This window comes from Shewanella sp. BJSY2023SW007 (genome assembly GCF_047314525.1).
GTDB lineage: Bacteria > Pseudomonadota > Gammaproteobacteria > Enterobacterales > Shewanellaceae > Shewanella > Shewanella chilikensis.
Genome location: NZ_JBKORL010000096.1, coordinates 94,784 through 106,865, shown reverse-complemented (window position 1 = coordinate 106,865; position 12,082 = coordinate 94,784). Strand labels below are relative to the sequence as shown.

Below are 12,082 nucleotides of genomic sequence, written 5' to 3'. Positions count from 1 at the left end.
ATACAAGAGATACCTTGATAAGCAAGAAGCCACCTGTTTAGCAGGTGGCTTCTTTATGCCCGGAATTCCCCTGTTTACCAACTGCGCATCTTATGGCCTTTCAGCGCATAGAAGAGAATAAACAGATAACAGGGCAAGCCTATCCAGTAACCCAACTGCACATTGTCGCTGAAGTGGGCGATCTTGCCGAATATCAGCGGCAGTATGGCGCCACCTGAAATACCCATGATCAGCAGCGCCGAGCCCTGGGCCGTGTACTTGCCCAGCCCTTCCAGCGCCAGCGGCCACACAGAGGGCCAAACCAGAGCGTGAGCCAGGCCCATCATGGCGACGAAGGTGACTGTATCCGGAATAGTTGGAATACCGCTCCACCCCCACAGCAGCGACGAGATAGCATGGCTCTCGGCCGATGAGAAGATGATGCCAAAGATGCAAGCAATACCCGCCAAGGCCGAGGCGAGTAAAGCCTTTTCCTGGCTGATAAAACGTGGAATACAACTAACCCCCAAAAGGTAGCCGATAACCATAAACACCATGGTGTAGGAGGTCAGGGATGCGAAATTGTTGACCTCGAGGCTGGCACCATAGAGACCTATGGTATCACCGGCAATCACTTCAACCCCCACATAGGCAAAGATGGCTATGGCGCCCAGGATCACCTGAGGAAAATGCACTATACCGCTCTTGTCGGCGTGCTCTTCCTCTTCCCCCTCGAAGGCGATTTCCGGCAAAGCAGAAAACTTCACCAGTGCGATCAGTACCACAAGCGCCAGCGTCATATAGATATAGGGCATCACCAGACGCGCAGACAGTTCGCTTATTTGGGCTTCTCGCTCGGCCGGGGCCATGGCAGCCAGATGCCCGGCGGTGAACCCTTCCAGATCAGCCAATACCAAAGCGGTAAAAAGAATAGGCACTATCACCCCGGCACCCTTGTTAATCAGCCCCATGATGGAGATCCGCATGGCGGCGCTCTCCTTCGGACCAATATGCACCACGTAGGGGTTGGACGCCGTCTGCAAAATGGTCAAGCCGGTTCCCAGTACGAAAAGCGCCAGCAGAAACATTAAAAAGTTGGCGCTGAAGGCGGCGGGAATAAACAGCACAGAGCCGACTGCCATGATCCCCAGCCCCACCGCCATGCCATTGCGATAGCCGGTACGGCGCAGGATAGACGACATGGGCAGCGCCATCACGGTATAAGCGATGTAGAAGGCAAAGGTGACAAACAGTGCCTGAAACTCATTGAGCTCACAGATGATTTGTAGAAAAGGGATCAATGAACCATTCAACCAGGTCACAAATCCAAAGATGAAAAACAGCGCACCTACGATAGTCATAGGCAGAAAACTGCTTCTTGAGGCTGCGTCAGCCGGGGTAGCAACTGTCATGTTCATAAACCTGCTTCTTATAGTAATTTATTGTTTGGCAACCAAATTTATCGGCGCCCCATCCATCTTGAGTGGTGTTTAACCCTTGAAACCTTGATGCCGCGGCAGCTTTATACACGGCTTTGTTTCAATAAAGTTACGTCATAATAACAAAAAAGACAACGCTGTCATTAATTTTAAACCAGGCAGATGGCCGCTTGTTCACCTCACTTAGGCAAGCTAAACCCGAATAAACAACTGCCTGCGATACATCCACCAGAGCAGCAACCATTGCACCCCGAGCATGGCCAATACACCAAGCAATGGCTGCCAGTTCTCGGGGGCGCTATTGATAAAACCGCCAAGCAGACTTTCGCTGCTATAGCGCCACTGAACCAGACTGGAAGCGAGATAGATGATGATGGCGTTGCAACCAATCACCACAAAGGGGAAACCCAACCAACGCAGCCCAAGCACATCGATAACGGCGTAAAACAGTGCCAGCAGCAACAGGCTCCAGCCGCTGCTCACCAGCACAAAACTGCTGGTCCAAAGATCTTTATTAACCGGGATCAGAGGATTAAGCAGCCAGCCAAGCCCCAAACAAACAAGCCCGGCCAGACACAGCAAACCTACCCTGCCCCAGGCTGAAAAACTTTGCTGCTGCAAAAAGCGGCCCACAAACACACCGGCCAAAGCATTGACCACTGCGGGAAGGGTCGATAACAGGCCTTCCGGATCATAAGGCTTATGTTGGTAGCTGATCCCGGGCAGGAAATGACTGTCTACCCAGGCGTTGATGGAACCGGCGGCGCTGAAGTCCCCGGCACTGCCACCCGGGACCGGCAGCCACAGCTGCACCATGGCGTATCCCAGCAAGATAGCGACTGCAACATAGATCTGGGTTCTGAGCCCTGTGTGCCACACCAGCATGGCGGCAAAAAACCAGGCGAAGGCGATACGCCCCAAGACGCTGGCATAGCGTATCTCATCCAGGGCCGCCGGCATGCCCGTCCCCCAGCCGTGATTGTAGAGCACGCCCAAAAACAGCAGTAAAGCCAAACGCTTAACTGCGTGCTTATATTTTGGAAGTCGCTCGGCAAACGCCAACTTGTCCAGACGCTTGGGAGACAAACCCAGGGCAACGCCGGAGAGGAAGATAAACAGCGGGAAGATAAGATCGTAGAAGGTAAAACCATGCCAATTGCTGTGGTGCATCTGGCCATCGAACCAACGCCAGCCACTCCAAGTAGTCAGCAGCAAGAGGGCGGCAAACAGCGCTTCACCGCCGAGGATCCAGAACATGTCAAAGCCCCGCAGCGCATCGAGCGACATCAGCCTGGGCTTGTTGGCGGTCTCAGTTGCCGCCGCTATCTTTTCAGTCATAGGGCTTCCCTGTTGTTATTATCTTTATCCGGGTAAAAGCTGCACTGCTTATGTGAAGAGGGTTAATCGCATTCTGGGCGCAACGGCTTATTTCAGCGCACTCTTTCCTCGGCGGCGTAAACCAATTGACCGCCGATATAGGTGCTTTGCACCTTGAGTTCATTATCGAGCACCAGAAAATCGGCACGTTTGCCCGCAGCCAAGTGGCCCTGCTGCTCAAGCCCAAGAAATGCCGCCGGATACTCGCTCGCCATCCGCATCGATTCTTCAACACTGAGCCCCAGCAGAGAGACAGCGTTTCGCACTGCAGTATTCATATCCAGCACACATCCGGCCAGCTCTCCTGTGATGGCGTTGAGTCTGTCGCCCTGGCGTAGCACCTGCTGGCCAAAGAGCTCAAAACTGGCATCTTGATCCAATCCCACGGGTGGCATGGCGTCCGTCACCAAGAGCATCTTGCCTTTGACCTTGGCGCGGATGGCCACCTTGGCTGCGGCCGGATGCACATGGTGACCATCGACAATAAGGCCACACCAACTGGCCTCGTCCTCTATAGCGGCGCCCACCATACCCGGTGCTCTGGAGCCCAAGGGCGACATGGCGTTGTAGAGGTGAGTAAAACCGCTGGCACCGGCCGCCAGGGCCGAACGCACGGTATCATAGTCGGCATTGGAGTGACCTAGACAAACACGGACACCAGCCTCGACCAAGGCACTGATAACCTCAGGCGCCACATTTTCCGGCGCCAGGGTCACCAAGCGAACCCCCAAGTCCTGACGGCTGAACAATGCCAGCTCGGCATCGGAAATTCGGCGGATATATTGCTGTGGATGCACGCCTTTCTTCGGCACAGACAAGTGCGGCCCCTCAAAATGTATCCCCAACACCCCTGTGCTTTGCCTGGCTATCGCCTCGGCCACCGCATCGGCCGCGCGGTTCATCACTTCGAGCCTGTCGGTGATCAGGGTCGGCAAAAAGCCTGTGGTGCCGAACCTGGCGTGGGCCCGGCCTATGGTTGCGATACACTCGAGTATAGGCTCGCCGTTAAACAGCGCGCCGCCACCGCCATTGACCTGCACATCAATAAACCCGGGGACAACCAAGCCTTGCAGGCGGATAGCATCTGAACCTGCCGCAGAGCCCAAGGCCTGCAGATGGCCGTTCTCCACGGCAAAGCTCAGATTGTGATGATATTGCCTGCCATCGAACAAGCGCTCGGCGATAAAGGTTTGCGTCATTCTCTACTCTCCACTGCGTTGTCCCGTTTAGGCACGTCGGCCACTTTAATCAAAGGGTTTGGGTGACTTTCTTAAGCCCGGCCGGTTGATCCGGATCTATGCCTCTGGCTATGGCCACAGCGGCCACATCGATATAAAAACGCTGCAGCAATGCCAGAGGCGCGACTCTGGGATGAACCTCATTGGCGGTTTGCTTGAGGTGAACCAACTCAGCGCCTCGGCGCCCGACTTCGGCTATCTGCTCAAGATGGCTGGCATAGGATTCATCGGCCACACAGACATCGACTATTTTGAGCTGGTTCTCCACCAGGGTCACAGGGCCGTGGAGAAATTCGGCGCTGGAGAAGGCCTCGGCATGGATAGAACAGACTTCCTTGAGTTTGAGCGCTATCTCTTTACTGATGGCATAACCCAGTCCTCGTCCCAGCACTACCAGGTTGTTGCTGTGCTGCAAAGATTCGGCAGTCAGTTGCGGTTCTGCATCCACAGCCGACTGCAGCGCCTGGGGCAATTCATCTATGGCGCGGGCCAACTCAGGGCTCTGGGTCCAGGCTGCGGCCAGTTGCAGCAGCGCCGACAGGGTAGCCAAATAGCTCTTGGTGGCGGCCACCGCCTGCTCCTCTCCGGCGCGCAGCGGCAATACAAGATCGACTATGTCCTTAATGGGGGCGGTTTCATCATTGACCAGCGCCACGCAAAAGGCACCGGCTTCGCGGGCCATCTTGGCCTGGGCCAGAATATCCGGGCTGCGTCCCGACTGAGAGATAACTATCACCAGACCACCGGCCAACTGCAAGCGCTTGCCATAGACACTGGCCACGGAAGGCGCGGCGGCAAAAGTGGGCACACCGGCCTCTATTTCAAACAGATACTTGGCAAATACCCCGGCGTGATCGGAAGAGCCGCGACCCACAATCATCACAAACTTGGGAGCAAACTCGCGCAGCCGCTGCCCCAGTTTCCGGGTTAACTGGTCATTGGCCTGCAACTGGTTGGCAATCTTCTCGGGAGCACTGCGAGCCTCGCGCTCCATTATGGTATGGGTCATGGTTTCACCTTTGCTAAGTCGTATGCGCCGGCATCGGCCGGACGGGCTGAAAATTGCGAGTGTTGGTGCATGGCAAAGTGCACGGCACCGATTTCCGGTGGCGCCAACACGGGGGCGATTCGTTCGACCACATCGTCGGCCAGCCAGGGCCTGAGCGGCTCGGCCAGGCCGCCTATCATGGCAAATCGCGGCGGATTGAGTTCAAACAGGCGCCGTGCCAACCGGCTGATATAGTCGGCACCTTCGCTGACAATAGCGGTAGCGGTATCATCGCCCTCAGCCGCACAGGACAGCACTATTCTCGCCAGGGCGGCATAACAACTGGAGGAGCGTCCGGCGAGGTTTTCCACTATCCCCAGGGCATCTGTCACCCCGAAATGGGCCAGCAGTTTGGCGCCAAGGGCTGTTTGCGGCGCAAAACCATCGAGCGACAATAACACCTGCTCCGCGGCTTTCAAGCCCATCCAGGCACCACTGCCCTTATCGCCCAGAGCAAAACCATGACCACCGAGAGACAATTGCCGTTCACCCACATGGGCATAACCACAGGAGCCTGTACCTGTGATGATGACGGCACCATCTTCCCCCTGGTGGGCGCCTATGCAGGCGGTATGCAGATCTGTGGTCAGGTACATGGCGCCAAAGGGATGCCGCCAATCGAGGATCTCCTGATAAAGCCTGGGAATATTGACACCTGCAAGCCCGAGACCGGCCACCATATTGGCGCAATCGGCTTGCTGCAGACCGGCATCGGCCAGGGCCAAACCTGTAGCAATTATGATGGAGTCGAAAGTTTGGCTCAGACCGTGCAAAGGATTGGCCCGACCGGCAACTCCGGTTCCCAGCACCCCCTTTTGCCGGCAGTAGACGGTTGCCCGGCACTTACTGCCGCCGCCGTCTATCCCTATATACACTTGTGTATCCGGTGTCGGGTTTCCCCCCATGGCAGACCTCTTTCTGTTTCTTTTATGGTCACGGCGCAATCTGGCGCGGCGGAACACTGACAAATCGCTGCAGTAAGGCGCCTTTCAGGATTAACCCCGGTGACATTCCACTGAGCGGACTCAAGTTAAAGCAATCGTTAACCATGTGGTTAAACTAATGTTACATCAAAAATGACAGCGTTGTCATTTATTTTTAATCAGCAGAAATCAATAGACTCATGGCTAGGACTTTGACTTGATTAATATATTGAAAATTAACCAATAAATACTCAGTAAGCCGCTATATTTGAGCGACTCAGACTTCCTTAACCACTTTTAAACGCCACTCAAGTATTAAAACCAGGCATTAAAATAAGTCAGGCAGCGTGGCTGGCGTTATCTGTTAACGCCAGCCCACATCAGTACCTGCTTAAAGACTAATTCAGTGGCTGAACCCGGCTATAGCGGCGGCCATCGGGTGAGACAGTGCGAAGCTCAAGCGGCGCTGCAATTGCCACAGGGCCGCGATACTCCTGCCACTCAGCTCCTGGTAGGCGATATTGGATCTTGAGCCCGGGAAAGATGATATTGGCCTCAAGCTTGCCATCCTTGATTCTGCCGCCCGGCAGCGGCAAACGGTAATGCACCCCGGCCTTATCCAGCTTGGCCAGCTCCTTATGCCCCAGGATGTTGGCCAGTCGATGCCAATCCTCTGCCTGCGCCTGTCGCTGCTCGGCAACGAAGTAACCGGAATCCTGGCTGTAACTTGCCCCCTGATGCCGGTAAGCCAGTTCCCAGTCCGGCTTATGCCAGGCCTTTTCCGCCAAAACCAAGAGGCGAGGGAAAATCATATAGGCTGCGGTCGTGTCGCTGCGAATCGTCTCGCTCCAGAGTTGCCCCTGCAGGCCAATAAAGCCCCTGCCCGGCGCCATTGGGCCGCTGAGACGCTTTCCTTGTGGGCTGAGTTGCTCTGTGTCATCGGCAATAAAAGGCCTGGCCTCAATATCGCCCCACTGCTCGGCATTGGCCGGCAGGTTATCCGGCATAAAGCTGTGCAACTTGCGACTGTTGCTGCTGCGGCTGGCCCAGTAATAGCCGGGCTCTTTCGGATCGGCCGCCGGCGGCATATCGAAATAGAGTACTTCCGGGTTGGACAGCACAGTATCCCAGCCGAGATTGGCCTGGGCATGCGCCCGTTTGAAGCCGCCGTGGGCGACTATGTCCCAGATATTACTTTGCACCGGGCTCGGCATATTGGCCGGGTTGACGTGACTCATGCCATCGCTCCAACCGGCCGCCTCTATGCCGCGCTCGGCCAGCATCTGCGATACCCGCTCAATAAAGTAGGCGCCGAGGGCAGATTTGTCGGCCACCCGCTGCGAATTGGCCGCAATAAAGCGTTCACAGGCCGGCGAGTCGAGCCAGGCACCGGCGGTCTCATCGGCACCTATGTGGTAGCGCTTAAGCGGTACTCCGGCGGCCTGATGCAGCTTGGCAATTTCATCTATCACCTTGGCGACAAAGGTGTAACTGGACTCCATACAGACATTGAGCGTGTTGTCGTTGTAATACTGAATGGAGCTGTAAACAGTGGCATCCTCGGGATCCGCCAGCAGGTATTGGCTGGCGGCCTGACTGTCGCCCTGAGCCAATAGCTTGCGGCTACGTGCCTGCATCGATTTAATAGCGGCGCGGGAGTGCCCCGGCATATCCATCGACGGGATCACCTGGATCTGTCTTGCGGCGGCAAACTTGAGAATGTCTATATAGTCCTGGGTCGTGTAGTACCCGTTGACCTGAGTCTCAGGATTGGGGCCACTGCCCAGTTGCGGCAGCAAACAGCGGTTTTCGTCGAGATCGTGGCAACGCTTGCTGCCAATCTCGGTCAGCTCCGGCAAGCCGGGGATCTGCAGGCGCCAGCCTTCATCGTCGGCCATGTGCAAATGCAATACGTTGAGCTTATAGGCCGCCATCTGCTCCAGCAGGCTCAGCACAAACGCCTTGGAGTGAAAGTTGCGGCCAACATCCAGATGCATGCCGCGAAACGGGTATCTGGGGCCGTCTTGAATGCGCAGCTGTGGCAGTGCTATTGATTGGGTATCATCGGCAGGCAACTGCAGCAAGGCGGCAAGACTCGCCAAGCCATAGGAGTAACCCGCGGCGTCTGCGGCGGCCAGGTTAATTCCGCCGGCCTCAATCTCGAGTCGATAGTGCTCGCTTTGCCCTTCCTCAAGAGGCAGCAAGTTAAGCGCCAACCCTTGCTCGCTCTGGCTTACACCCAGCCTTTGTAGGCGCAAGAGCGCCGCCTCGAGTGATTGCAGCTCGACGCCGGTAGCTATGTGGCTCGGGTTAAGCTTAATCCCGGCATTGAGGGTGACAGGTGTTTGGTCAAGCCAAGTCACTGAATCCGGCTTAGGAATAAGGCTTGCCACCGCAAGGCCGGCATCATCGGGAGTATCGGCATTTTGGCCGAAGACGACATTGGCGGTATCCCAGGGCAGCCTATCCTGTGAGCTGCGACGATATTGTTTTTCGGCATCCGTGTAAGGCTGCACATAGGGAAGCAACTCAAGCCCGGTATCCGGGTCTTGCTTAACTTCAGTGCTGGCGATGACCTCCGGCTTGAGCCCCTCAACCACCATGTAATAGTTGGGCATGGCATCGATTTCCGACAGCTGCCACAGCTCACCGCGAAAATTGATGATTTCGCTGACACCCTTTTTGAAACCGGCGAAGGCGGCGGTTGGCGTCAGACGATGCAGATCGCCCTGAATATGCTCTATATGAAACTCAGGTGAGGCAACCGAGAGTACCGGACGCATCTGGCTAAAATAGATGGCCCAGTCAGAAGCACTGAAATCTTGGCTCGGAGTCAGGCGAATTTGCGCCTGGAAACAGCGGCCTTCGGCGCGGCTCGGGTCGCAGTTGTCATCCGGCACATTGGACAGCACGGCATATTTCAGCTGCAAACTCTGGGCAAAGCTATGCAGCTTATTCTGAGTCAGATCTTCACTCGAGGCTTTTGACGAAGAACCGGCTTGGCTCTGCCCTGGTTCAGTCCCGGTTGCCGGCGGCTTGTCAGAACAAGCCGTCAGCCCCAAGCTCAAGGCAATGGCTAACGCCGCGATAGTTAACTTCATTCCGTTACTCTCCTGTCCTTATTATTGTTTTCACCATGATGCCATATTCCCTGTCGACTCAAGCAGTGGCTGTCACCTCAACAAGCTATGTTGAGTGACAACCGGGATAAAAAAATGGCCAGGTACTGAAATCAGCACCCAGCCCACTCTAGTTTCCGGGGAGAGACTACAGTATTGAAAACACAGTTGCGCAGCCGCCCGACAGATACTCAACTGTGGAAGGCATGTAAAGGAGACCTCATCCTCGACATGCAGACCTTACAAGACAACATGGCCATGAAAACAATAGTCACACAAACAATGACAACGCTGTCATCGGTAAACATACACAAGTACAAACCTTATTTCTACATTTTTTTGACAATTTTTATTTTCCCAAGCCCCCTTGAAAACAGCGCTTGCGAACATATTTTTAACAATGACATCCAGTTTGACCACTGTTAACATCCGCAGCATGCTTGGGGTCACAAGCCAATAAGTCTCAAGCTGAACTTTTTACTGGTTTGCGGTACTAATACAACCGAAGAAGCGGTTCTGGCGCCGATATTTCAGTGACGATTTATTTTCCGGTGCGTCAGTTGATTGGCTGACGGAACCTCAAATAACAACAAGGATAAAAAGACAATGACAGCACAATACGTCCCGCTCAACAACGGCGCACACAAGGCTCTGAAAGTCACTCCAGGCATAGATTTCAGCGAATTTGAGAAGCACCATATGTTGCCTTTGCTGGTGCAGGAATTTTTGCCTGCCGCCACCAGTTTCCCGATCATTTTCGCCAAGAACAGCCAAAGTGGAGATTTCCAGCCGGTTGCCATCACCTCTCTGAAGCCTGAGAGCAACTGCTTTATCAAGGACAACACCTGGACCCGACGTTACCTGCCAATGCAGTGCCGGATGCAGCCTTTTGCCGCCGGAGACTCCAGCCAGGAAAATGTCCTTATCGGTATCGATGTCAACAGCAAGCATGTCAGCGAAGACAAGGGCGAAGCTCTGTTTACCGAAACCGGTGAGCAGACAGAATTCCTGAAAAACCGCATCGAATTTATCGGCAACCTGATTGAGTACCGTGAAATCACCAAGCAGTTCGTCAAGACCCTGACCAGCCATGAATTACTGCAACCCAAGACTCTGACAGTAACCAACAAACAGGGTGAAAAGAGCAATATAGATGGCCTCTATATCGTCGACGAGCAAAAACTCAATGCCCTGAGCGATGAGGTTAAACTGGAATTTGCCAAGCGCGGCGTCTACTCACCGGTTTATGCTCACCTGTGCTCGCTGAACCAAATCGACTTGCTGCTGGATTAATCCACTCATCCCTATTCCGGGGCAATAAAAACGGCGGCCAAAGCAGTGATGCTTGGCCGCCTTATTGGATCAGGGTCAGTATGCCCTGTAGGGAATTAAAAGCGCCAACAAGCAAGGCCTTGTCAGCCCTCGAAGCCAAGTCTAAAGCTTGAACCTCAAGATTAGATGGCCCAGCCGCCCATATAGAACACCACCAGGCCTATGGTGATAACCAATACACCTGGCTTGAGCTTGCGCCACTCACCGCTGCAGATACGGCCGATGACCAGAGTTGCAAACCCCAGCATAATGCCTGTGACTATGTTGCAGGAGAGTATGATGAATACCGCGCAAGTCAGTCCCGCCATGGCGTCCACCTTGTCATCGAAGTCCAGCTTGGTGACATTGGACAACATCAGCAGTCCCACATACATGAGCGCAGGCGCCGTGGCGTAGGCTGGCACCAAATAAGACAGGGGTGCCAGGAAGATCATCAGCAGGAACAGCACACCCACCACAGTGGCGGTCAGGCCTGTTTTTCCGCCTGCGGCAGTACCGGCGGCCGATTCAATGTAAACAGCGGCAGGTGCGCCGCCCACCAGACCGGCGAAAATAGAGCTGACAGAATCCGAGGTCAGCGCCTTGCCGCCACCTATGATGTTGTCGTCCTTATCCAGCAGATTGGCTTGTCCGGCCACGGCTCTTATGGTGCCTGTGGCATCGAAGATGGCCGTCATCACCAGCGCCAGCACTATCGGCAGCACCACAGGGTTAAGGGCCCCCATGATATCCAGCTGGCCAATCAAAGAGCCTTCTGCGCCTAAGTCGGGTATGGCAAACACGCCTTTGAACTCCACATTGGGGTCAAACAGCAAACCAAACACTGACAGAGCGATGATCACCAACAGAATGCCGCCCGGCACCCGGCGACGCTCGAGTCCGATAGTGGCAGCCAGCCCCACGACAGTGGCGATCACCGGCAGGCTGTGGATGTCGCCGAGCTTGACCGGCAAACCGGTATCATTGGCCACAATCAGTTGCACACTGTTAGTGGCGATCAGCAGCAAAAACAGGCCGATACCTATCCCTGTACCATGGGCAATCCCCTTGGGCAGGTTAGCAAGCACCCACTGGCGAACGCCGGTAACGCTCACCAGGGTAAAGACGATACCCATAAGGAAAATCGCTCCCAGGGTGACAGGCAGGCTCATGCCCTGCCCCAGCACCAGACTGAAGGCGGTAAACGCAGTCAGTGAGATGGCGCAGCCTATCGCCATCGGCAGATTGGCCCACAGGCCCATCAGCAATGAGCCGAAGGCGGCAATCAGACAGGTGGCAATAAATACGGAGCCAGGATCAAACCCGGCCTTTCCCAACATGGAGGGGACAACGATAACTGAGTAAACCATGGCAAGAAACGTGGTCAAACCGGCGATCACTTCCTGGCGGACTGTGCTGCCACGAGCGCTGATATTGAAGAAGCGTTCCAGCCATGATGATGTAGTAGGTACAGCGGTACTTGTCTTTGAAGACATCATAATTATTCTACCTTTTTGATCTCTTTATTCGGGTCAGATGACGCCGGCTACGGCAGGTGAGAGCCCCGCTGGGCGGGTGAGAGATCCACAACAAAACGTGACCTGCAGGTGGTGGGCACCAAGGATTATCGTCAAACGATGTCCAACGC

8 protein-coding genes are annotated in these 12,082 nt (G+C 54.9%); 1 reads left to right on the top strand and 7 read right to left on the bottom strand.

Translation table 11 applies throughout. The features are described from left to right. Positions 1 to 74 precede the first annotated feature (74 nt). From ACMHXE_RS17085 to ACMHXE_RS17060, 6 genes are all read right to left on the bottom strand, one after another. A complete protein-coding gene (locus tag ACMHXE_RS17085; RefSeq protein ID WP_287590399.1) occupies positions 75 to 1,391 on the bottom strand; it encodes a sugar MFS transporter in 1,317 nt (438 codons plus the stop codon). A gap of 219 nt (positions 1,392 to 1,610) precedes the next feature. Then, the gene (gene nagX, locus ACMHXE_RS17080; protein ID WP_413732878.1) at positions 1,611 to 2,756 is read right to left on the bottom strand and encodes an acyltransferase family protein; all 1,146 of its coding nucleotides are present in this window, start codon (positions 2,754 to 2,756) and stop codon (positions 1,611 to 1,613) included. 92 nt (positions 2,757 to 2,848) lie between these two features. After that, entirely contained in the window at positions 2,849 to 3,994 is a 1,146-nt protein-coding gene (nagA, locus tag ACMHXE_RS17075) for an N-acetylglucosamine-6-phosphate deacetylase (protein WP_413732876.1), read from the bottom strand. A 49-nt stretch (positions 3,995 to 4,043) separates the two neighbouring features. Next, positions 4,044 to 5,042, bottom strand: a complete 999-nt coding sequence (nagB-II, locus tag ACMHXE_RS17070; RefSeq protein ID WP_413732874.1) for an SIS domain-containing protein — start codon at positions 5,040 to 5,042, stop codon at positions 4,044 to 4,046. Then, a complete protein-coding gene (nagK, locus tag ACMHXE_RS17065) occupies positions 5,039 to 5,986 on the bottom strand; it encodes an N-acetylglucosamine kinase (RefSeq protein WP_335921759.1) in 948 nt (315 codons plus the stop codon). Before nagK ends, nagB-II begins: the two co-directional genes overlap by 4 nt. A 416-nt stretch (positions 5,987 to 6,402) precedes the next feature. Further along, positions 6,403 to 9,105 (bottom strand): family 20 glycosylhydrolase, encoded by a 2,703-nt coding sequence (locus ACMHXE_RS17060; protein WP_413732872.1) that lies wholly within the window; start codon positions 9,103 to 9,105, stop codon positions 6,403 to 6,405. A gap of 624 nt (positions 9,106 to 9,729) precedes the next feature. Here ACMHXE_RS17060 and ACMHXE_RS17055 point away from each other — a divergent pair. Further along, positions 9,730 to 10,416 carry a SapC family protein gene (locus ACMHXE_RS17055; protein ID WP_025889427.1) on the top strand — a complete coding sequence of 229 codons (687 nt, stop codon included), beginning with the start codon at positions 9,730 to 9,732 and terminating at the stop codon, positions 10,414 to 10,416. A 161-nt stretch (positions 10,417 to 10,577) separates the two neighbouring features. On the opposite strand, the gene ACMHXE_RS17050 is transcribed toward ACMHXE_RS17055, so the two are convergent. After that, positions 10,578 to 11,930 carry an NCS2 family permease gene (locus ACMHXE_RS17050; RefSeq protein WP_404829479.1) on the bottom strand — a complete coding sequence of 451 codons (1,353 nt, stop codon included), beginning with the start codon at positions 11,928 to 11,930 and terminating at the stop codon, positions 10,578 to 10,580. Positions 11,931 to 12,082: the final 152 nt, after the last annotated feature.